14 protein-coding genes and 1 pseudogene are annotated in these 22,910 nt (G+C 74.6%); 10 read left to right on the top strand and 5 right to left on the bottom strand.

All coding sequences use genetic code 11. The features are described from left to right. Positions 1-143 precede the first annotated feature (143 nt). On the top strand, positions 144-1,355 hold the full coding sequence (locus ACFC09_RS02060) for an MFS transporter (RefSeq protein WP_376522874.1): 1,212 nt from the start codon (positions 144-146) through the stop codon (positions 1,353-1,355). Between the two features lie 273 nt (positions 1,356-1,628). On the opposite strand, the gene ACFC09_RS02055 is transcribed toward ACFC09_RS02060, so the two are convergent. The 3 genes from ACFC09_RS02055 to ACFC09_RS02045 form a co-directional block, all read right to left on the bottom strand. After that, positions 1,629-4,484 (bottom strand): glycoside hydrolase family 2 TIM barrel-domain containing protein, encoded by a 2,856-nt coding sequence (locus tag ACFC09_RS02055; protein ID WP_376522872.1) that lies wholly within the window; start codon positions 4,482-4,484, stop codon positions 1,629-1,631. A 492-nt stretch (positions 4,485-4,976) separates the two neighbouring features. After that, positions 4,977-6,212: an ROK family transcriptional regulator gene (locus tag ACFC09_RS02050; protein ID WP_376522869.1), complete on the bottom strand. Its 1,236-nt coding sequence runs from the start codon at positions 6,210-6,212 to the stop codon at positions 4,977-4,979. A gap of 138 nt (positions 6,213-6,350) precedes the next feature. Beyond that, positions 6,351-7,595 (bottom strand): FAD-binding protein, encoded by a 1,245-nt coding sequence (locus ACFC09_RS02045; RefSeq protein ID WP_376522866.1) that lies wholly within the window; start codon positions 7,593-7,595, stop codon positions 6,351-6,353. Between the two features lie 194 nt (positions 7,596-7,789). On the opposite strand from ACFC09_RS02045, the gene ACFC09_RS02040 reads away from it, so the two are divergent. From ACFC09_RS02040 to ACFC09_RS02015, 6 genes and pseudogenes are all read left to right on the top strand, one after another. Beyond that, the gene (locus tag ACFC09_RS02040) at positions 7,790-9,121 is read left to right on the top strand and encodes a radical SAM protein (protein WP_376522863.1); all 1,332 of its coding nucleotides are present in this window, start codon (positions 7,790-7,792) and stop codon (positions 9,119-9,121) included. Between the two features lie 283 nt (positions 9,122-9,404). Beyond that, a complete protein-coding gene (locus tag ACFC09_RS02035) occupies positions 9,405-10,946 on the top strand; it encodes a cellulose binding domain-containing protein (protein ID WP_376522861.1) in 1,542 nt (513 codons plus the stop codon). Positions 10,947-11,193: 247 nt separating this feature from the next. Beyond that, positions 11,194-12,288, top strand: a complete 1,095-nt coding sequence (rsgA, locus tag ACFC09_RS02030) for a ribosome small subunit-dependent GTPase A (RefSeq protein WP_376522859.1) — start codon at positions 11,194-11,196, stop codon at positions 12,286-12,288. Positions 12,289-12,387: 99 nt separating this feature from the next. Next, positions 12,388-13,899, top strand: coding sequence for a DNA-3-methyladenine glycosylase 2 family protein (locus tag ACFC09_RS02025; protein WP_376523609.1), 1,512 nt, complete (start codon positions 12,388-12,390; stop codon positions 13,897-13,899). Beyond that, positions 13,896-14,412 (top strand): annotated as a pseudogene (locus ACFC09_RS02020) (methylated-DNA--[protein]-cysteine S-methyltransferase). Before ACFC09_RS02025 ends, ACFC09_RS02020 begins: the two are co-directional and overlap by 4 nt. A 208-nt stretch (positions 14,413-14,620) precedes the next feature. Continuing rightward, the gene (locus ACFC09_RS02015) at positions 14,621-15,886 is read left to right on the top strand and encodes an SGNH/GDSL hydrolase family protein (RefSeq protein ID WP_376522856.1); all 1,266 of its coding nucleotides are present in this window, start codon (positions 14,621-14,623) and stop codon (positions 15,884-15,886) included. A 51-nt stretch (positions 15,887-15,937) separates the two neighbouring features. Here ACFC09_RS02015 and ACFC09_RS02010 read toward each other — a convergent pair whose 3' ends face one another. Both ACFC09_RS02010 and ACFC09_RS02005 read right to left on the bottom strand, forming a co-directional pair. Continuing rightward, positions 15,938-16,420, bottom strand: a complete 483-nt coding sequence (locus ACFC09_RS02010; RefSeq protein WP_376522853.1) for a DUF456 domain-containing protein — start codon at positions 16,418-16,420, stop codon at positions 15,938-15,940. Positions 16,421-16,467: 47 nt separating this feature from the next. After that, the gene (locus tag ACFC09_RS02005) at positions 16,468-17,457 is read right to left on the bottom strand and encodes a helix-turn-helix domain-containing protein (RefSeq protein WP_376522851.1); all 990 of its coding nucleotides are present in this window, start codon (positions 17,455-17,457) and stop codon (positions 16,468-16,470) included. A gap of 1,857 nt (positions 17,458-19,314) precedes the next feature. On the opposite strand from ACFC09_RS02005, the gene ACFC09_RS02000 reads away from it, so the two are divergent. The 3 genes from ACFC09_RS02000 to ACFC09_RS01990 all read left to right on the top strand — a co-directional run bounded on the left by ACFC09_RS02000 (position 19,315) and on the right by ACFC09_RS01990 (position 22,877). Then, positions 19,315-20,262 (top strand): protein phosphatase 2C domain-containing protein, encoded by a 948-nt coding sequence (locus ACFC09_RS02000; RefSeq protein ID WP_376522849.1) that lies wholly within the window; start codon positions 19,315-19,317, stop codon positions 20,260-20,262. 91 nt (positions 20,263-20,353) lie between these two features. Next, complete coding sequence (locus tag ACFC09_RS01995) at positions 20,354-22,096, top strand: pyruvate dehydrogenase (RefSeq protein ID WP_376522846.1); 1,743 nt, start codon at positions 20,354-20,356, stop codon at positions 22,094-22,096. Between the two features lie 298 nt (positions 22,097-22,394). Next, on the top strand, positions 22,395-22,877 hold the full coding sequence (locus tag ACFC09_RS01990) for an ATP-binding protein (RefSeq protein WP_376522844.1): 483 nt from the start codon (positions 22,395-22,397) through the stop codon (positions 22,875-22,877). Positions 22,878-22,910: the final 33 nt, after the last annotated feature.

Here is a 22,910-nt window from a genome sequence, read left to right as displayed (position 1 = left end):
CGCTCCACCGACGGTCGGTCGGACCACGGTCGGCCGGCCCATGCGGCCGGCCGCCTAATATAGCCAGGTCCGGCGGTGCGTCGGCGTGGGCCGCGGGCGGGGAGCCGGGCCCGGACGCACGCGGTGACACGGGGGTGGGACGGATGGACGACGGGGCGCGGCCCCTGTGGCGGCAACGGGACTTCGGGACCTTCTGGTTCGCGCAGACCCTGTCCGTCCTCGGCGACTCCTTCGCGATGATCGCCCTGCCGCTGCTGGTGCTCCAGGCCACCGGTTCGCTCGCCCGGATGGGGCTGCTCACGGCGGTGGGCGGTGCGGCCTCCGTGCTGGCCGCGGTCTTCGCCGGGGCGGTGGTGGACCGGGTCGACCGACGCAGGCTGCTGATCGGCTGCGACCTGGTGCGCATGGTGCTGTACGGACTGGTGCCGCTGGTGTGGGCGTTCGGCCCGCGCGGCTGGCTGCTCTACGTGGTCCTCCCGGTGTGCGAGGCCGTCGGCATGCTGTTCGCCGTCGCCTACGTCACCGTCGTGCGGGGGCTGGTCGACCGGGACCGGCTGACCGAGGCCAACGGCCGGCTGAACGCCACGGCGGCCGCGGCCGGGGTGTGCGGACCGCTGGGCGCGGGCCTGGTCGCGGCCTGGACGGGACCCTCCGCCGCGATCGGTGTGGACGCGGCGAGCTTCGGGGTGTCGGCGGCCTGCCTGTGCTTCGTCCGGATCCGGGCGCGCGCCGTGGACGGCGCCGAACAGCCCGGTCGGGCCGGCCTGTGGCGGGACCTGCGCACCGGCGTGTCCTTCCTCCGCCACCACCCGGTGCTGCGCACCCTGACCGTCCTCCTCTTCGTCTTCAGCTTCCTCACCCTCGGCCTCACCGACCTGGTCATCTACCACGTCAAACACGACCTCGGCCATCCGGACGGCACGGTCGGCACCGTCATGGCGGTGGGCGCGCTCGGCACGATCGCGGGCTCCCTCCTCGTCGCCCGGGTCCGGCGGCGGTTCGGTTTCGGGCCGACCTGGACCGGTTCGGTCGCGGTGTGCGGGCCGGCCTTCGCCGGTCTCGGCCGGACGCACGAGGTGGCCGTCGTCGCCGTGCTGAGCGCCGTCTTCCTGGCCTGCGTGGGCATGGCGGGCACCTGCTCCATGTCCCTGCGGCAGGAGGTCACTCCGGAACCCCTGCTGGGCCGGGTCACCTCCGCCTTCTGGACCCTCCAGTACTCGGCGGCACCGGTCGGCGCCGCCGTCCTCACCTGGGCCGCACAACGGCACGGTACGGCGCTGGTCGCCGCCGTCGCCGGCGGCTGCTGCGTACTGATCGCCGCGGTCGCGTCGGCCACCCCGGTCCGCGGGGCGTGACCGGCGGGCGGTGGTGCCGCGAACAGGGCCCCCAGCCGGGAGGTCGAGGAAACCGGCGAGGATCCGGGGCAGGCCGAGCGGACCCGGCCCGGCGGCCGGTGCCCGCGCCGCGCAGTCCGGGCACCGCCGGCCCCGCGCTGCGCAGTCCGGGCACCGCCGGCCCGTAGAGGGCCTGGAGCATGCCGATGAGGACGAAGCCGATGCAGGACGCCACCGCGGCCGGCCGGGTGAACAGGCGCCGGCCGGCCGCGGTGGCCGTCATGTCCCGGTCGGTCAACCGAGTTCCGAGAAGACGAAGGAGAACTCCGCGGGTTCGGCCCGCAGGTGGTACCGCGGGAGTGGGCCGGGACCGCAGGACTGCGAGCCGATGCCGTGCTGGCCGTGGTCCAGGTTGACCCACACCGTGTCACCGGGTGTGAGGTCGCCGCGGTGGGTGGCGGCGTCCAGTTGCTCGGTGGTCCAGCGGCGGGCGGTGAACCAGAACTCCGGGTCGCCCTCGACGCGCAGCCCGCCGATCTCCGCCCAGCGGACGTCGGCGCGGGCGCCGTTCTCCTGCGGGCGGACGTACGGGGTCTGCAGGTCGTCGACCGTGGACTCCCAACGGGCCGGCAGCGCCGCCGACCTCGTGTCCGGGTACGCCTCGCCGGGGCCGCCGCCGAACCAGCGCACCCGGTCGGCGGCCGACAGCCCGAGGCGGACACCGAGCCGGGGCAGCGGCACCGTCCAGTCGCCCTCGGGGGTCACGGACACCGTGAGCCTCACCCGGTCGCCGTCCGACGTCCAGCGGTACACCGTCGCCAGCCCCGCCTCCCGGGCGGCGGGCGCCACCCGGGTGCGCACCGTCAGCGCGTCGCCCTCCGCTTCCACCGCGTCGATGCGGTGCCGCATGCGGTGCAGACCGAGCCGGCGCCACAGCGGCCCGTACCGGGTGTCGGTCTGCCAGGCCGCGCCGTCGTCGTTGTCGGTGGGCGCCCGCCACACGTCGAGGCGCGGACCGGTGACCGGCAGCGCGCCGATCGCCGTCAGCGTGCCGGTCCGGGCGTCGAAGGAGGCCGGGCCGAGGGTGATCAGCCGCTCGCCGGGCACCGGACGCGCACGCGCCGTGACGGACGGCACCGGGCGCGGCGTGACCGGGAACCGTCCCCAGGCGACCACGTGGCCGCGCGGCCCCCACGCGGTGTCGGCGGCCAGCACCGCCCGTACCGTCCCCTGGACCTCGCCCGGACCCGCCGGGGGCGGCTGCGGGAGCTTCACCTCGGCCGACTCGCCGGGTGCCAGGGCCGGCACCGCCAGCGCGCCCGACTCGACCGTCTCGCCGTCCACCTGGTACGACCACTCGAAGGCGAACGCGGACAGATCGGCGAAGTCCTGCTTGTCGGTGATGCGCACGGTGCCGCGCGCGCCGTCCCCGTCGATCAGGACGGGCTCGATCACCTTCTTGTACTCGACCAGACCGGGGGAGGGCCGGCGGTCCGGGAACAGCAGGCCGTCGCAGACGAAGTTCCCGTCGTGCAGTTCCTCCCCGAAGTCGCCGCCGTACGCGAAGCCGTACCGCTCGTCCTCGATGCCGTGGTCGATCCACTCCCAGATGAACCCGCCCTGGAGCCGCTCGTACGACTCGAAGATCCGCTGGTAGTCGGCGAGGCCGCCGGGGCCGTTGCCCATGGCGTGCCCGTACTCGCACAGGATGAAGGGGAGTTCGCGGCGGCGCCGGGTGCCGCCGTCCAGGCCGCGGCCGATCCGTTCGACCTCGGCGTGCGGGGCGTACATCCGCGAGTACACGTCCGTGTCACGGCAGGTGCGGTCGCCCTCGTAGTGGACGAGCCGCGCGGGGTCCCGGCCGTGGATCCACTCGGACATCGCGGTCAGGCCGCGGCCGGTGCCGGCCTCGTTGCCCAGCGACCACATCACCACCGACGGGTGGTTCTTGTCCCGCTCCACCATGCGGGCGGCACGGTCCAGCAGGGCCGGGGTCCAGCGGTCGTCGTCGACGGGGTTGTCCCGCCACCCCTGCTCGGTGAAGCCGTGGGTCTCCAGGTCGCACTCGTCGATCACCCACAGGCCCAGCTCGTCGCACAGGGCGAGGAAGGCGGGGTGCGGCGGGTAGTGCGAGGTGCGGACGGCGTTGATGTTGTGCCGCTTCATCAGCAGCACGTCCTCGCGCATGGTCGCCAGGTCGAGGGCGCGGCCCAGGCGCGGGTGCCACTCGTGCCGGTTGACGCCCTTGAACAGCACCGGCCTGCCGTTGACCTTGATCAGGCCGTCGGACAGTTCCACCGTGCGGAAGCCGACGCGCAGCGGCACCCGTTCGCCCTCGGTGGCCAGCACGCCGTCGTACAGCGTCGGGGTCTCCGCGGTCCACGGCCGGGCCGGGACCGTCACCGGCTCGCCGGTCGCGACGTCGATGCCGAGGCCGGGCACGGTGACCCGGCCGTCCACGTCCGAGTCGACGCGCAGCGTGCCCGTGCCGGTGCGGTGGTCGTAGGCGGCGTGCACGAAGAAGTCGAGGACGGCGCCCGCCGGGCGGTGCAGCAGGGTGACGTCCCGGAAGATGCCGGGCAGCCACCACTGGTCCTGGTCCTCCAGGTACGAGCCGGCCGACCACTGGTGGACCCGGACGGCGAGCACGTTGCCGGTGGGCCGCAGCAGGTGTCCGACCGCGAACTCGTGCGGCAGCCGGGACCCCTTGAACTCGCCGATGTCCGTGCCGTTCAGCCAGACGCGGGCGCAGGACTCCACCCCGTCGAAGCGCAGCACGCAACCGCCCTCGGCGAGGTCCGGCCAGTCGTCGGGCAGGTCGAAGAGGCGCAGGTGGTCGCCGGTCGGGTTCTCGGTGGGCACGCGGGGCGGGTCCACCGGGAACGGGTAGAGGTGGTTGGTGTAGATCGGGGAGCCGTGGCCCTGGAGCACCCAGTGGCCGGGCACCGGGATCTCCGCCCAGCCGTCAAAGTCGTAGCCCGGCTCGGCGAACGCGTCGTCCTCGGCGTCGGCCGTCGGCGACAGGCGGAAGCGCCAACCGCCGTTCAGGGACAGGGAAGCGGCATCGGAGGAGGGGTACCAGGCGCGGGGCGGCAGGGCCCCGGAGCCGGGCGAGACGTCCTCGACGTAGTCAACGGTCCGGAAAGACATCGGTCTCCTTGCTCGGCCCTCGACGCCGGTCCGCGCGGCTCCCCCACCGGCCGTCGCCGGGGGAGAGGAGGAACGCGGGCGGCGGGGGCGGGATGGACGTGGCGGTGGCCGTGGAGATCAGGTGGCGGGGACGGTCGGGTCGGCCAAGGTGGTCTGGTGGCCGTGACGGGGGCGGTCTCGGTGGCCGGGGTGGCCGTGGTGGTGGCCGCGATCGGGGTGGCCGCGACCGGGGTGGTCACGACCGGGTGGTCGCGCGGGAACCCCGGGAAGTACTGCCGGACGGGTCGGCGGGTGGCACCACCGGTGCCGCGGCCGGAGCCACGGCCGTTGGGACGCTACCCTTCGCCCAATACTTCGGCAAGGGGTTGGACGAAGTGCCCCCCGAAGGGGTGGGGAACCAGTGGTCCACCTGTTCGAACGAAGTCGAGAACCCGGGGGAGCGAGCTGCCGTGACGGATCCGCGCTCGACGTACCGGACGTCCCGCGGAGCGTTCAGCGCCTGGCCGGGGGCCTGGTGCGGGCCGGGTCCGGGCCCGGCCGGCCGGCCGGCTGGAGCGCGCCCTCCAGCGCGAACGTCGCCGCGCCCAGGGAGACCGGGTCGGTGGGGATCGGCGAGAGGACGATCTCGGTGGCGGCCAGCGGGCGGCGCAGCGCGTACCCGGCGACGGCCGCGCGCACCTCGGTGAGCAGCCGCTCGCCGAGCCGCGCGGCGACCCAGCTGCTGAGCACGACGACCTCGGGGTTGAGCAGGTTGATCAGGTCCGAGATGCCCGCGCCGAGATAACGGGCGGTGTTGCGGACCACCGTGACCGCCACCGGGTCGTCGGCGGCCACCGCGCGGGCCAGCGCCTCGATCGTGGCGGTCTGGTCCGCCGGGTGCAGCAGCGCGGACCGCGGGCTGACCTCGCGCAGGTTCCGCATGATGCCGGGCGCGCCGACGTACGTCTCCACACAGCCCTGATTGCCGCAGTGGCACCGCCGGCCGTCCAGCACGAGCGTGGTGTGCCCCCACTCGCCGGCACTGTTGCTGACCCCCCGGTACAGCCCGCCGCCGAGCGCCAGACCCGCGCCGACCCCGGTGCCGAGGTTGACCACCACGGCGTCCCCCCGGCCGCGCGCGGCCCCGAACCACAGCTCGGCCACCGTGCAGGCGCGCAACGGGTTGTCCAGGTACAGCGGATAGGCGATGTGCTCGGCGAGCAGGGCGTGCAGCGGTACCCCGTGCCAGTCCCAGTTGGCCGCGTACTCGGCGACACCGGAGTCCCGGTCCACCTGGCCGGGGAAGCTCACGCCCACACCGAGGACCCGGGCCGCCTCGACCCCGGCCTGCGCCACCACCGAGCCGACCGCCGCGGCGACGTGCCCGACCACCTGCTCCGGGCGGTTCTCGTCGGGACGCAGCTCCTCGTCGGCGCGGGCCAGCACGTTCAGCGCGAGATCGAACAGCTCGGCGTGGACGTAGGTCTCCGCGATGTCGACGCCGATCAGCGCGCCCCCCGACGCGTTGACGGCGACGAGCCCGCGCGGGCGGCCCCCCGCCGAGTCCTCGAAGCCGACCTCGGTGATCATGCGGAGGTCGAGCAGCTCCCCGACGAGCGTGGCGACCGTGGCGAGGCTCAGCCCGGTGGCGGCGGCCAGTTCCTGCCGGGACGCCGGGGACTCGGCGATGATCTGACGCAGCACCTCGTAGCGGTTCGCGGTACGGATGTCACGTGACGTGCGCTTCACGGAACTGCCCCTCCCAGCCCCGTTCCCGCAGGCCGGACGGGGGCGGCTTCGGCGTCGGGCTCCGGCGTGGCGCAAGGGTATGGGCTGGAAGGGGCGCGGGCAAGTTCGGCCAGGACTTAGGAAATGGCCTTTATGAAGTCACTCGCCCAGAGCGTCGCGGACGAAGTCGTTGGCGAACTTCCCGGTCGGATCCAGGGATCCCGCGAGCGCCAGGAAGTCGTCGAGACGCGGATAGCGCCCGCGCAGCACGGACGCCGACGCGGTGAACACCTTGCCCCAGTGCGGACGCGGTCCGAACGGATCCAGCGCCTCCTCCAGCCGGCGCACCACCGGCAGCACCGCGGCGATGTCGTCGACCCAGGTGAAGTGCAGCGCGACCGAGTCCCGGCCGTGGGCGGGGCCGAGCCACTGCGGGTCGGCGGCGACGGTCCGCACCTCGCAGGTCTGCAACAGGGGCGCGACCGTCCCCCGGACCGTGTCCAGCGCGTGCAGCGCGTCAAGGGCGGCCGACCGCGGCAGCAGGTACTCCGACTGCAACTCGTCGCCGTTGCTCGGGGTGAAGTCCGCCCTGAAGTGCGGCAGCCGTTCGTGCCAGGGACCGGGCACCCCGAACTGCGGGGTGCAGTTGACCGCGGACATGCCCGGCACCGGGTGCATGGCCTCGGTCGCGGGCGCCGCCCAGGGGAAGACCGGCGGCGCCTGGTCGGTGCGCCGCTTCAGCCACACCTGCCGGAAGCCCGGCTCCCGCCAGTCGGTGAACAGGCTCACGCTGTACGCCGCCGCCGCGACCGTCTCGAAGTCGAGTCCGGCCAGCGGCAGTTCCGTGAAGACGTGCTGCTCGACCTCGTAGGCCGGTTCCAGGTCGAGGGTGAGCGCGGTGACCACGCCGAGCGCGCCGAGGGCGGTGACCGCACCGCCGAAGCGGGCGTCGCCCCGCGCGACGACCACCGTCGAGCCGTCCGCGGTCAGCAGCTCCACCTCCCGTACCGGGGCGGCCAGCGAGCCGTTGCCGACCCCCGAGCCGTGGGTGCCGGTGGCCACCGAACCGGCCACCGAGATGTGCGGCAGGGACGCCATGTTGGGCAGGGCGAGACCGCGCGCGTGCACCGTGCGGGCCAGTTCGGCGTACCGGACGCCGCCCGCGACCCGTACCGTGCGGGCCGCTGTGTCCACGTCGAGGTCGGGCGGCAGGTCGGCGATGGAGACCAGGACGCCGTCGGCGCCCGGGTCGGCGATCCGGTTGAAGGAGTGGCCGCTGCCCAGCACCCGCAGCCGGGTGGCGGCGGTCACCAGGGACCGCAGCGCGTCCAGCGACCGCGGGCGGTGGTACTCCTTGGCCGTGTAAGTGATGTTGCGCGCCCAGTTGGTGACTCTCTGCGTCAACCCCGTCACCTCTCCCAGTGAGTGTTCGTGCTGCTCAGACCTTCTCATTCGCGGTGCCGCACGGCGGCGGTCCCCCTGGTCGGGGCGGCGCGGACGCCGTGGCGGCACGGCCCGCAGGGGGACCCGGCACATCCGACGCGCGAGCGGGGGCATACCGTGAGGAGTCGAACGCCTGAGCCGGGAGGAGACACGGGATGGGCAGCCGTACCGCGCTGGTCGAGGATCTGATGGAGCGCTTCCCGCACGTACCGCGGGAAGCCGTCTTCAAGGAGGACCTGCTACGGGGCGGTGTCGCCTTCGACGCGTCCGCCCTGTCCGACAACGAGGACGGCGAGGTCAAACCGAAGTCGTACTTCATCTTCTCCTTCGACCACGGCACCCTGCCGGAGCTGGGCGAGGCCGCGCTGCGCCGCCCGCCGGAGGAGATCATCCTCACCGGCGGCCCGTACGACCTGCGCCGGACCGTGGTGTCCGTGCGGGTGAACCCGACCTCGCCGTACCGGGTCGCCGCCGACGGCGAGGGGCAGCTCGGGCTCTACCTCGACGGAAAGCGGATCGCCGACGTCGGCGTGCCGCCGATGCCCGAGTACTACCGGCACACCCTCTCCAACGGGAAGTCCGTGATGGAGGTGGCCCCCACCATCCAGTGGGGCTACCTGATCTACCTCACCGTCTTCCGCGTCTGCCAGTACTTCGGCGCGAAGGAGGAGTGCCAGTACTGCGACATCAACCACAACTGGCGCCAGCACAAGGCGGCCGGCCGGCCCTACACCGGCGTGAAGGACGTCGAGGAGGTCCTGGAGGCGCTGGAGATCATCGACCGGTACGACACCCAGAAGGCGTCCACCGCCTACACGCTCACCGGCGGCGCCATCACCAAGACGGTCGCCGGGCGCGACGAGGCCGACTTCTACGGCCACTACGCCAAGGCCATCGAGGAGCGCTTCCCGGGCCGCTGGATCGGCAAGGTGGTCGCCCAGGCCCTGCCCAAGGACGACGTGCAGCGCTTCAAGGACTACGGCGTGCAGATCTACCACCCGAACTTCGAGGTGTGGGACCGCCGCCTCTTCGAGCTGTACTGCCCGGGTAAGGAGCGCTACGTCGGCCGCGACGAGTGGCACCGCCGGATCCTGGACTCCGCCGACGTCTTCGGCGCGCGCAACGTCATCCCGAACTTCGTGGCCGGTGTCGAGATGGCCGAGCCGTTCGGCTTCACCACCGTCGACGAGGCCATCGCGTCCACCACCGAGGGCCTGCGCTTCTTCATGTCGCACGGGATCACGCCCCGCTTCACCACCTGGTGCCCTGAGCCCACCACCCCGCTCGGCAAGGCCAACCCGCAGGGCGCGCCGCTGGAGTACCACATCCGGCTCCTTGAGGCGTACCGCGCCACCATGGACGACTTCGGCCTGTCCTCCCCGCCCGGCTACGGCCCGCCCGGACCCGGCCGCGCGGTCTTCTCCGTCAGCTCCTTCATGGACAGCCTCCCGGCCCGGGAGACGGCGACCGAGCCGGCCGAGGTCTGACGCCACCGGAGCCTTGGGCCGTCGGACAGGGAGGTCCCTTCCGGCGGCCGTCCGGCATGCGCCGCGGGGCGCGTCCCGGCGCGCGGTTCCTGCTCCGCGCGCGGCCCCGCGGCCGGTCCCGCGCACGGCCGCGAGCCCTGCTCCGACCGGCCCGGAGCCAGCGCCGAAGAGGCTGCTTGTCAGCCGTGTCGACGTCGTGAAAGGCTCGGCTTCGCCGCGAGGTTTCCCCACAACCACACGGCCCCTATGGTGAGTTGACCTCGCCCGTGGACGCAGGAGACCCATGCCCGAACCGCCGACCCCTCAGGACGCCACCGAGGCCGCGCTGTTCGCCGAGTACGGGGACATCGTGCTCTCGTACGCCGACCTGTGCACCTCCGGCGCCGGGACGGCCGAACGACTGGCCGCGGAGGCGTTGACGCTCGGCACGCGCGAGGCCCGCGCCATGGGATACGCACCCGGGCGCACCGCGGGCCGGCGCACCGCCCGGCTGCCCGTGATCCCGCTGCTGCTCGCCGCCGTACGCGCCACGGCCGCCGGCTGGGAGGCCGCGGGGCGCGGCCACCAGCTCGACCCCGGCCTGCGGCTGTGGCTCACCTCCGGGCAGGCCGCCCGCTACACCGGGCCGCCCCCGCAGCGCCCGGTCGCCCTGCGCGGCCTCAGGGACCTCCAGGAGGCGGACGCCACACTGCTGTGGCTCGCCGAGGTGGAGGCGCTGCCGCTGCCCGTCGTGGCCCGCAGGCTCGGGCTCGACCCGGACCGCGCGGCCCGCGAACTCGACCAGGCGCGGACCCTGTTCCGGGACCGCTGCCACCGCGCCCACCTCGACACCCCGATGGACGCGGAGTGCCGCAGCTTCGCCCGGCTGCTGGACGTGGTCACCCGCGCGCCCGCCACCGACACCCCCGACGACCTCGCCCGGCACCTCGCCTGCTGCGCACGGTGCGCGGAGGCCGCCGGCTGCCTGCGGCTGCACGGCGGCGGACTGCCCGCGGCGCTGGCCGGCGGAGTCGTCGGCTGGGGCGGCCTCGCCTATCTGGAGCGCCGCCGCCGGGCGGCCGAGGCACGGCTCGGCGCGGTCCGCCCGCAGACACCGGCGGACCGGGAGACCGACGACCCGACGGCCGGCGCCGGCCATGGCCGTCTGCTGCGCAACAGCCTGCTCGCCACCGCCGTCCTGCTGTCGGTGCTGGCGCTCGGGGTGTCGATGACGCCCCGCGGCGGCACCGCCCGCACCGGGGGCTCCGACGCCGACTGGGCCGCCCGTCACGACAACCGGCAGCCGTCCGCCGAACCCACCGAACCACTGCCGTCCGCCGAGGCCAGCCGCCGCCCGCTCCCGTCCGCGAGCCCCTCGCGGTCCACGCCCGCCACCCGCTCCGCCACTCCCACGGCGATCCGCACCGCCCTCGGGGCCGGCGACCGCGAACCCGGCCCGGAACCCCAGGGCACCACGTCCGCGACCGCGTCCGCCGCCACCCGTGCTCCCGCCGTCGCGCCCAGCCCGCCGGCCGCCTGCCGGGTCGAGTACGACCAGGTCGACGAGTGGACCGGCGGTTTCCAGGCCACCGTCACCGTCACCACCGCCGAGGCCCTGAGCGACTGGCGCGTCGCCTGGTCCTTCCGGGACGGCCAGCAGGTGAGCCAGATGTGGGACGCGCGGATCAGCCAGCAGGGCTCCCGGGTCACCGCGCGCGCCACCGACTACGACGCGTCCGTCGCCGCGCACGGCAGCCTCAGCTTCGGCTTCCTCGGCGCGTGGCACGGCAGGAACTCCGCGCCGTACGCGTTCACGCTGAACGGCGCCGCCTGCGTCGCCTCCTGACCGCCCGCGGGAAAACAGGTTGACGCGGGGAGTTCGGGGCGGGATAGATTCTGCGTGCGCACACCGAGCGGTGCGCGCGACCGAGAGCGGACGAGGAGGTGTCGACCGATGGCTGTCGTTGCGATGGGCGCTGCCCGCATCCAGGAATCCATCAAGTCCACCTCCGTGGCCACCGGCTGACGACCACTCACCGAGCCGCGCACCAGGCGCGCGCCACCGCCGGGGCCACCCTGTGAAGGGTTTCCCGTTGTCTTCCACCTCCGAAGTTTTCGCCGCTCTCGCTCCCTACGGCTGGGACCAGGCGTGGGCGGACCAGTTCACTCCCCACGCGGCCGAAGGGCTGCTGCCCGGCCGGGTCGTCCGGGTCGACCGCGGCCAGTGCGACGTGATCACCGCCGGCGGGGTGCTGCGCGCCGACACCGCCTTCGTCACCCCCCACGACCCGCTGCGGGTCGTGTGCACCGGCGACTGGGTCGCCGTCGAACCCGGCGGCAACCCGCGCTACGTACGGTCGTACCTGCCGCGCCGTACCGCCTTCGTGCGCTCCACCTCGTCCAAGCGGTCCGAGGGACAGATCCTCGCCGCCAACGTCGACCACGCCGTCGTCGCCGTGTCCCTGGCCGTCGAACTCGACCTCGGCCGCGTCGAACGCTTCCTGGCCCTGGCCTGGGAGTCCGGGGCGCAGCCCGTGGTCGTGCTCAGCAAGGCCGACCTCGTGCCCGACCCGGAGACCCTCGCGCACCTCGTGCGGGACGTGGAGACGGCCGCTCCCGGGGTGCCGGTGCTGACCGTCAGCGCCCTGCGCGGGGAGGGCCTCGACACCCTCGTCGCGCTGGTCGGGGCGGGCACCTCCGTGCTGCTCGGCCAGTCCGGCGCGGGCAAGTCGACCCTCGCCAACGCCCTGCTCGGCGAGGACGTGATGGACGTCCGGGCCGCCCGGGACGTGGACGGCAAGGGCCGGCACACGACCACCACCCGCAACCTGCTCGCGCTGCCCGGCGGGGGCGTGCTCATCGACACACCGGGGCTGCGCGGCGTCGGGCTCTGGGACGCCGAGACCGGCGTCGGACAGGTGTTCGCCGAGATCGAGGAACTGGCGCAGGAGTGCCGCTTCCACGACTGCGCGCACGACTCCGAGCCCGGCTGCGCGGTCACGGCCGCCGTCGAGACCGGCCGACTGCCGGTCCGCCGCCTGGAGAGCTACCGCAAGCTCGTCCGGGAGAACCAGTGGATCGTCGCCAAGACCGATGCGCGGGCCCGCGCCGAACTGCGCCGGGACTGGAAGCGGAAGGGGGCGGAGGGCAGGGCGGCGATGCAGGCCAAGCGCGGACACCTGCGCTGAGTCCGCGGGGGCGGCGGGCGGCGGGCGCACGGGAGCGGCAGCGTCGCGTCCGATTTCCGCCAGCCGCCCCCGCCCGCGTCACCCACACTGGATGACGTGATGGACGAGGACAGCAGGTACGAGGCCGTGCGCAGCCGGGACGCCCGGTTCGACGGGGAGTTCTTCTTCGCCGTCGAGACGACCGGGATCTACTGCCGTCCCAGCTGTCCGGCCGTGACCCCGAAGCGGCGGAACGTGCGGTTCTTCACGACCGCCGCCGCCGCGCAGGGCCGCGGCTTCCGGGCGTGCCGCCGTTGCCGCCCGGACGCCGTGCCCGGCTCCGCCGACTGGAACGTCCGCGCCGACGTCGTGGGCCGTGCGATGCGGCTGATCGGCGACGGCGTCGTCGACCGCGAAGGCGTCGCCGGGCTCGCCGACCGGCTCGGCTACAGCGCACGGCAGGTCCAGCGGCAGCTCACCGCCGAACTGGGCGCCGGACCCGTCGCGCTCGCCCGCGCCCAGCGGGCGCACACCGCGCGCGTCCTGTTGCAGACCACCGACCTGCCGATCACCGAGATCGCCTTCGCGTCCGGGTTCGCGAGCGTGCGGCAGTTCAACGACACGATCCGGGCCGTGTACGCGGCCACCCCGAGCGGGCTGCGGGCCACCGCGCCGCGGGGCCGGGGCGCGGAGCCGCGCGGCATCCCGGGCTCCGGGATCCCGCTGCGGCTCGCCCACCGGGGTCCCTACCAGGCCGCCGCCGTCTTCGACCTGCTCGCGCGCGAGGCCGTACCCGGGATCGAGGAGATGCACGGCGCCCGGGGCGAGCGGAGCTACCGGCGCACGCTCCGGCTGCCGTACGGCACCGGCATCGCCGCCGTGGCCGAGCGGACCCGCTCCCCGCGGACCGCGCCCGCCCACCCGGGCGGCTGGCTGGACGCCCGGCTGCACCTCACCGACCCACGCGACCTGACCACGGCGGTGCAGCGGCTGCGCCGCTTGTTCGACCTGGACGCCGACCCGTACGCCGTCGACGAACGGCTCGCCGCCGACCCGCAACTCGCCCCGCTGGTCGCCGCCCGACCCGGCCTGCGCTCGCCGGGCGCCGCCGATCCTGCGGAGTGGGCGGTGCGCGCGCAGGCCGGACGCGCCCGGTCCGAGTGGCTGGTGCAGCGGTACGGGAAGGCGCTGGACGCCCCCTGCGGCGGCCTCACCCACCTCTTCCCGGAACCCGCCGTGCTGGCCGCCGCCGAGCCGCACGGCACCCTGGGCGCGCTGGCCGTCGCGCTGGCCGACGGCACCGTACGGCTCGACGCCGGCGCGGACCGGGACGACGCCACGCGGGCCCTGCTCGCCCTGCCCGGCCTGGCGGCGGACGTGGCCGCCGCGATCCGGATCCGCGCACTCGGCGATCCCGACGTGGCCCCGCCCGGCCTCGACATGCCGGACGGCCGACGGCCCTGGCGTTCGTACGCCGCGCGGCACCTGGACGCCGCGCGCCACCTGGACGCCGTGCGTGAGCCGGACGACGGGAACCACCCGTGCGCCGTGCGTGAGCGGGACGACGGGAACCACCCGTACCCTCACGCTCCGCGGCAAACGGACGGGGAAAAGAAGCCGCAGCCGGTATGAGTCTCGAACCGGCCTACCGGACCATCCTGACCGCACCCATCGGCCGGCTCCTGCTCACCGCGGGCCCGGACGGCGCGCTCACCGCGCTCCCCGTGCCCGGCCGGCTCTCCGCGCCCGGCCAGAAGGGCGACCGCGCGGCGGCGAGGACCGGCGGCGCGATCCCGGCCCGTTCCGGGCGGCCGGGCGCAACTGCCCGCCTACCGCGCCGGTGAACTCAAGGAGTTCCGGCTGGAGCTGAGGACGCGGGGCAGCGACTTCCGGCAGCGGGTGTGGGGCGCGCTCGACGCCGTTCCCCACGGCGTGACCACGACGTACGGCGAGATCGCCGCGCGGATCGGCGCCCCGCGGGCCGCGGTGCGTGCGATCGGCGGCGCGACCGGCGCCGACCCCCTGCTGATCGTCCGCCCGTGCCACCGGATGATCGGCGCGGACGGCTCCCTGACCGGCTACCCGGGGGGCCTCGACCGCGAGACCTGGCCGCTCACCCTGGAGGGCGCGCTCGGCCCGCGCTGACCGACGGCACCGGGCCGCCCCGCCCGGCGGAGCCGCCCTTCGGCACCGCCCGTCCACGACGGTTCCCCGTGCCCCGGCACGGCACCCGCGAACTGCGGAAAGCTCCCGCTGGGCCGAGCGGGTGTCATCCCGGTGACGTTGCTCCGGCGCCGCCCTGCCATGTGTCACCTTCGCCTCCTGCGGGCCATCGGGAAGGGCGGGCGCACACATGGTCAAGGGCGGGCGGGTTCTCGCGGCGGCGCTGCTGGCGCTGATCGGTACGACGGCGACGGCACCCGGGGCGGCGACCGCCTCCCGCGACGGCGGCACGGCGACGGCAGCGGCACGGACGACGGTGACCGCGACCGCGGCCACGGCCCGCGCCGGATCCCTGCCGAGCCCCTGGTCCGGCACCTGGGAGGCCGCCCCGTCCGGCACCACGCCCGCACTGCCGGGCGCCGCCGTCCGCAACGTCGTCCGCCTCAGCGTCGGCGGGACCCTGCTGCGGATCCGGGTCAGCAACCGGCTCGGCACCGCGCCGCTGGCGCTCGGCGCGGTCACGGTCGCGCTGCGCCGCGGGACCGGCCCGGACGCCGTGCCCGGCACGATGCGCACCGCGACCTTCGGGGGCCTGCCCACGGCCACCGTCCTGCCGGGTTCCGACGTGGTCAGCGATCCGGTGCCGCTCGTCGTGCCGGCCGCCGCCGACCTGCTCGTCACCGTCCACACCCCCGGCGACTCCGGGCCCGCGACGCACCACCGCACCGCCCTGCGGACCAGCTACATCGCCCCACAGGGGGCCGGCCGGGCCGCCGACGTGGACGGCTCCGCGTACACCGCCACCACCAGCCAGTGGTACTACGTCACCGGCGTCGACGTCCTCGGCCGCGGCGGCGCCGGCAGCGTCGTGGCCTTCGGGGACTCGCTCACCGACGGCACCGGCTCCACACCCGACGCCGACCGCCGCTGGCCCGACCGGCTCGCCGAGCGCCTTTGGCCCCAGCGGCTCGGCGTGCTCAACGCGGGGATCGCCGGCAACCGGCTGCTGCGCGACGGCACCGGGCCGAGCGCGCTGTCCCGGCTGGATGCCGACGCCCTGTCCCGGGCCGGCGTGCGGGCACTGATCGTCTTCGAGGGCATCAACGACATCAACGGCAAGCCCCAGGCGGACGACGTCCGCGACTACGAGGCCGCCTACCGCACGATCGTCAGCCGCGCGCACGCCCACGGCATCCGGGTCGTCGGGGCCACCCTCACGCCGTACGGCGGGCACGGCGGCTTCACGGCCGCCCGCGAGGACCTGCGGCAGCGGATCAACGCCTTCATCCGCACCGGCGGTGCCTTCGACGCCGTCGTGGACTTCGACGCCGCCGTCCGCGACCCGGCCGCCCCCCAGCGGATCCGGCCCGCCTACGACCCCGGCGACCACCTGCACTTCAACGACGCGGGCATGCGGGCGCTGGCCGACGCGATCGACCTCGGCGCACTGCGGTGAGGCGCCCCGGCCGCCGTTGGCCGGTTTTCGCCGGTCTCGGGCCCCGCGCCGTCAGCCCCAGACCACCGCACCCAGCCAGGCGCCCAGGATCAGCAGGCAGGTGAACAGTTCCGTCAGCACACCGGAACCGCCCGAGCGCATCGCCGTACGCAATGCCGCCATCGCCTCGCCGTGCCCGCCGAGCCGCAGCCGCTCGTGCAGATAGATCCCGGCGAGGAAACCGGGAACCGCGCCGATCACCGGGAGCAGGAAGAAGCCGAGGAACGCCCCCACCCCTGCGTACGCCTCCAGGTCCGGCGGGGCTGCGCCCGCGCGCAGCCGCCGGGGCGGCAGCGCCCAGCGCACCACCTGGGACAGGAACAGCACGACGGTCGCGCCGACCAGCACACCCCAGGCCAGCGGCTGCGGATCCTGAAGCGCCCACCACAGCACCCCGGCCCACACCAGCCACGACCCCGGCACCCCGGGCACCAGCACTCCGCACAGGCCGAGCACGATGACCAGGCCGACCAGCAGGAGTTCCCACACTCCCATCTGCCCAGGGTGCCGGAGCGTGGCCACCCGCGCAGGTCAAGTACGGGTCACTCGGGGGCGTCCCGGGCCACCCAGCCGCGTTCGTAGGCGTGCCAGCCCAACTGGAGCCGGGTCGTCACCCCGGTCAGCTCCATGAGCCGCTTCACCCGCCGCTGTACGGTCCGCAGCCCGAGGTCCAACTGCTTGGCCACGCTGGCGTCGGTCAGCCCGGCGAGCAGCAACGACAGCACCTCCAGGTCGGTGCCGTCGGGTCCGTCCGGCTGCTGCTCGCGGACGCCGGAGGCGCCCAGGCTGAGCGGCAGTGCCCGGCGCCACACCGACTCGAACAGTCCGGACAGCAGCTCCAGCAGGCCGCTTGCGTGCACCACGAGCGCGGCCGGTTCCGCACTGTGCGCGGTGAGCGGGACCATGGCGAGCGCGCGGTCGGCCACCACCAGCTTGGTCGGGACCTCGTCCACCACCCGCACCTGCTCGTCCCGGCCGAGGGCCGCGGTCAGCTCGGTGATCCCGCCCGGCAGGTCGAGCACCGACCGCTCGACCACCACCCGGTAGCGGACGCCGCGTCCGGCGGCCTGTTCCTCGGCGTCGTTCTCGGCGCCGGAGACGACCATCGGGTTCCCGGTCACCAGCGCACAGACCTCGTTGCTCGCGGCCAACTGCATCTGGAGGAACCGCTGGGCCACCGCGGCGGCGCCGGTCACCACCTCGACCAGATCGTGCACGGCGGGCTCGGCCGCCGCCGCCCGGTACTCCTCGGCGAGCAGCGCCGCCGCCAGTTCGGCCTTCTCCAGTTCGTGCCGCTGCTGGGTGAGCAGGGCGCCCAGCGCGACGCCCGGCGGCGCCGCCACCCAGCGGCCCGGACGGGCCGACGACTGGGCGGCGAGGCCCTGTAGTTCCAGGCGGCGCAGGGCCCGCTCGGTGTCGTGCTCGGCCAGGGTCAGCCGCCGCGCCAGATCGGGCACGTCCGCGGCGCCCACGGACACCAGCGCCCGGTACGCCGACTCGTGCGTCTCGTCCAGACCTATAGCTGCCAGCATCAGCCCGTCCCTCCCCGGCGCACCCGCGCCCCCGGCGGCGGGGCGTGGCGGAAATCGGCCACGGCGCAAACCCGCCTCGGGACATCATCGCCGTAGCACGGGTCGCTCTGCCAAGGTGGCGCTACCGCGAAGTCGATCACTTCTTGGGTCGCCGCGCCGACGGTGGTCCGCGACCGGGCCACTTGGGTGTCGCCGGGCGGTTCTCCCGTGGGGGGTGGAACCGCCCGGTGACCCGCACCGGGTCTGTCCGGTGCCCTGCTGAGTCACGTATCGCCCAGTTCCGTAAGGGAGTTCACCGCCTGCCTCGCTCGCCGTCGGCGGCGGACCCGGGCACCGTTTTTTTTCCGATGCCTCGTTTTCCCGGGCCCCGCGCTGTCGACAATTAGGGGCATGAGCGAGCAGGGGGGCAGGCCCACCCGATCAGAGGACGACTGGTGGGGTCAGCTGTACGACGACTCCACCCCCGACACGGGACCGGCACCGGCGGCGGACTCCCTGGACGACCGCTTCGCCTCGGCATCGAACACGGTGGCGGCTCACCCGCCCGTGCCCGCCCCCGCTCCGTCCCCGGCACCCACGACCGCCCCTGCCGGTGCCCCGGCATCCGGTCCGGCCACCGGGTCCGCCGCCGGGACGGAGACCGGGGGCGGAGCCGAGCGTGCGACCGGGGGCGGACCCGGGAGCGGGACCGGGAGCGGGACCGGGAGCGGACCCGAGGGTGCGACCGGAGGCGGCGCCGAGCGCGGGACCAGGGGCGGGGCCGGGGGCGGCGCCGGGGGCACGGTGTCGGCACAGCGCACCTCCGGTGTCCCGGAGGCGGGCCTGCCGGACACCGATGTGCCGGACTCCGGTCCGCCGGACCTTGGTCCCCGGACCGGTGTGCCGGAGGTCGGTGTGCCGGAGGTCGGTCCGCCGGAAACCGGGCCGCCGGAAACTGGTCTGCCGGAAACCGGTCCGCCGGACCCAGGTCTCCGGGCGGCCGGTCCGTCGGGCGCTCGTCCCTGGGCCGCAGGTCCACCGGGCGCTGACCCCTGGGCGGCCGGTCCGTCGTATGCCGGTCCGTCGGACGCCGGCCCCTGGGCTGCCGGTCTGTCTGATGCGGGTCTGTCTGATGCGGATGTGTCTGATGCCGGTGTGTCTGATGCGGATGTGTCTGATGCCGGTGTGTCTGATGCGGATGTGTCTGATGTCGGTCTGTCTGATGCGGGTGTGCCTGATGTCGGTCTGTCGGATGCGGGTCTGTCGGATGCCCGTCCGACGGGTGGTGGTCTCCGGGACGTCGGCCCCTCGGGCGGTGGTTCGTCGGGTGCGGATCCCTGGGCGGCCGGTCCGTCGGACGTCGGCCCTTCGGGCGGCGGTCTCGGGGACCCCCGTCCGTCAGGTGGGGGTCTTCGGAAGGCCGGTCCGTCGGGGGCCGCTTTCCACGTGGCCGGTCCGTCGGGCGCCGCTCCGCCGGACGCGGTTCCCTGGGGCGCCGTGCCACCGGCGGCCACACCACCGGCGGCCACACCACCGGCGGCCACACCACCGGCGGCCACACCACCGGCGGCCGGACCACCGGCGGCCGGACCACCGGCGGCCGGACCACCGGCGGCCGGACCACCGGCGGCCGGACCGCCGGCGGCCGGACCGCTGGACGCATGGCCGCCGGCTGCCGATCCGACGCGGCAGCGGGCGCCCTGGGAGCCGCCCCCCGCGGTCCCGGAGCCCCCGTCGACCTTCCCGCCCGCGGGCCTTGGGCGCCGGACCCCCGCCGGGGGCGCCCCGCACCTGCCGCGGGACCCCGGTCCGGTTTCCGGCGCCGAGTGGGACAGCGCGGGAGCCGGGACGCGGGGCGGGGCCGATTACGTCGGGTCCGTGCCGCCCGCCTACGACGCCGAGCCCACCACCCTGCCCCCGGCCGATCCCGACGACCTAGGCGGCCTCGTCGCGGACACCGTGCTCGACGGCGCCCGGTACGGGGTGTGCACCCTGCGGGCCGCGTCCGTGCGGGGCGACTCCGCGCGCTTCCGCGGCGAACCGCGCCGGGACGCGCTGCTCACCGCCCGGTTCGGCACGGGCGACCAGGCGCTGATCCTCGTCGCCGTGGCGACCGGCGCGCGGGGCGCACCCGGCGCCCACCGCGCGGCGGCCGAGGCGTGCCACTGGATCGGCCGGGCCGTGGGCCGCAGCCACCAGCGGCTGGTCGACGACATCCACGCGGCCCGCCGCGACGACCTGAAGTCCGGCCTGCACCGGCTCACCGACCGCAGCCTGGGCAAGCTGCGCGCCAGCGCCACCGAGCAGGGGATTCCGCCGCAGGAGTACGCGGCCGACCTGCGCTGCCTGCTGCTGCCGGCCCACCCGGACTGCCGTACCCGGGTGTTCTTCGGCGTCGGCGAGGGCGGCCTGTTCCGGCTGCGGGACGGCGCCTGGCAGGACATCGAGCCGCAGGTCGGCCGGTCCGGCACCACCGGTGACACGGCGCTCGGCCTCGGCTCCCTATCGGCCGAGACCCCGGGCGGCGACCGGCTCACGATGGACCTGGGGATCCCGACACCGCCAAGCCCCTACGAACCCGCCCCCGAGCAACCCCGCGAACCCTTCCGCTTCCGGGCCTCCGTCGCCCGGCCGGGTGATGCGCTGCTGATGTGCGGCGGCGGCCTCGCCGATCCGCTGCGCGGCGAGCCCGCCCTCAGCGCCTACCTGGCCCGACGCTGGTCCGAGGGCACCGCGCCCGGCCTGGCCGAGTTCCTGGTGGACACCCGGGTACGGGTCAAGGGGTACGCCGACGACCGCACGGCCGCCGCCGTTTGGGAGGCGTAACCGCGGCCCCTGTGAATTCATGGAACTCCGAGCCGACCGTCGGATCCCCCGCGACCGGAGGGGTCCGAGCCCGGAGGAGTACGCGAAAGCCATGGCCAAACAGAACGTCGCCGAACAGTTCGTAGACATCCTCGTCCGCGCCGGCGTGCGCCGCCTCTACGGCGTCGTCGGCGACAGCCTCAACCCGGTGGTCGACGCCGTCCGCCGCAACGCGGCCATCGACTGGATCCACGTGCGGCACGAGGAGACCGCCGCCTTCGCGGCCGGTGCGGAGGCCCAGATCACCGGCGGGCTGGCCGCTTGCGCCGGCTCCTGCGGCCCCGGCAACCTGCACCTGATCAACGGCCTGTACGACGCCCACCGCTCCATGGCTCCCGTACTCGCCCTCGCCTCGCACATCCCGTCCAGCGAGATCGGTCTGGGCTACTTCCAGGAGACCCACCCCGACCAGTTGTTCCGCGAGTGCAGCCACTACAGCGAGCTGATCTCCAGCCCCCAGCAGATGCCCCGGCTGCTGCAGACCGCGATCCAGCACGCGGTGGGGCAGCGCGGCGTCAGCGTGGTGGCCCTGCCGGGGAACATCGCCGCCGAACCCGCGCCGGAGAAGGCCGCCGAACTCGCCCTCGTCACCTCCCGGCCCTCCGTACGCCCCGGCGACGCCGAGATCGACGCGCTCGTCCGGATGATCGACGAGGCCGACAAGGTGACCCTGTTCTGCGGCAGCGGCACGGCGGGCGCGCACGCCGAGGTGATGGAGTTCGCCGGGAAGATCAAGTCCCCGGTCGGCCACGCGCTGCGCGGCAAGGAGTGGATCCAGTACGACAACCCGTACGACGTCGGCATGAGCGGCCTGCTCGGGTACGGCGCCGCCTACGAGGCCACCCACGAGTGCGATCTGCTGATCCTGCTCGGCACCGACTTCCCGTACAACGCCTTCCTGCCCGACGACGTGCGCATCGTGCAGGTCGACGTGCGCCCCGAGGTGCTGGGCCGCCGCTCCCGGCTCGACCTGGCCGTGTGGGGCGATGTGCGCGAGACCCTGCGCTGTCTCGTGCCGCGGGTGCGGACCAAGCAGAACCGGCGCTTCTTGGACCGGATGCTGAAGAAACACGCGGACGCGCTGGAGGGCGTGGTCAAGGCGTACACCCGGAAGGTGGAGAAGCACGTCCCGATCCATCCCGAGTACGTGGCCTCCGTCCTGGACGAAATCGCCGCCGAGGACGCCGTGTTCACGGTCGACACGGGCATGTGCAACGTCTGGGCCGCCCGTTACATCTCGCCCAACGGCCGCCGTCGCGTCATCGGCTCCTTCTCGCACGGCTCGATGGCCAACGCGCTGCCCATGGCGATCGGGGCGCAGTTCACCGACCGCGGACGCCAGGTAGTGTCGATGTCCGGCGACGGCGGGTTCGCCATGCTGATGGGCGACTTCCTGACACTCGTGCAGTACGACCTGCCGGTCAAGGTCGTCCTCTTCAACAACTCCGCCCTGAGCATGGTCGAGTTGGAGATGCTGGTCGCGGGCCTGCCCTCGTACGGCACCACCAACACCAACCCCGACTTCGCCGCCGTGGCCCGCGCCTGCGGTGCCTTCGGGCTGCGGGTGGAGAAGCCCCGGCAGCTCGCGGGCGCGCTGCGGGACGCCTTCAAGCACCCGGGCCCGGCCCTGGTCGACGTGGTCACCGACCCCAACGCGCTGTCCATCCCGCCGAAGATCAGCGCCGACATGGTCACCGGGTTCGCCCTGTCCGCCTCGAAGATGGTGCTGGACGGCGGCGTCGGCCGCATGGTCCAACTGGCCCGCTCGAACCTGCGCAACGTCCCGCGGCCCTGACCCGACGCACGGCGGGGCGATGTATTCCGGCCAGATTCACGTGCACGGGACGCGGACCGGTTCCGGATTCCGGGCGTCCAGGCCCGTCGTGACGCGGCGCTCGTGGCGCCGTACCGCCCCTCGACGGCCGGATCCCGCCCCCGGCGACACCCGGGCATCGGTGGCGCCACCGCACCGCCGTGGCCGAACCGCCGGGCGTCGGCGATCGCGCAGGACTGGCCGGTGACTCACGGGGCATGGATCCCCGTGAACGTGTTCGATCAGGAGGGGCAACGGCAACAGCGTGCGGGCGGGGGACATGAGAAGGCAGGCACGAGGGAGCGGTCCCGTGGCCATCGGGGTCTCCTCGGTGAAGGCGGCGGGGGAAGAGACCGGCGACGACACGGACCGGGCGCATCCGCCGCAACTGCGGCGCAGACTCGGCCGGGCGGATCTGCGGGCCGTGCCCGAGGCCCGCAGGGAACTGCGGGAACTCCTGCGGCACTGGGGAAGACCGGGCCGCTCCGAGATCGCGGAGCTGCTCACCAGCGAACTGGTCACCAACGCGCTCGTCCACACCGACCGGGACGCCGTGCTGACGGCCGTCGTCGGACCGCGCGGACTGCGCGTGGAGGTACGGGACTTCGTGGCCCGCAAGCCGGTACTGCGCGGGCCGGCCGCCGACTACGGCACGCACGGCCGGGGCCTGATCCTGGTGCAGTCCCTCGCGGACGCGTGGGGCGTACGGCCGCACGGCGTCGGCAAGTCGGTGTGGTTCGAACTCGGCGCGGAGGCCGCGTGAACGGGACGGGGGCGTGACCCGTGCGGTCACGCC

The sequence above is a fragment of the Streptomyces sp. NPDC056161 genome (assembly GCF_042268025.1).
Taxonomy (GTDB): Bacteria; Actinomycetota; Actinomycetes; order Streptomycetales; family Streptomycetaceae; genus Streptomyces.
This window is presented reverse-complemented; position numbering and strand designations above follow the sequence as displayed.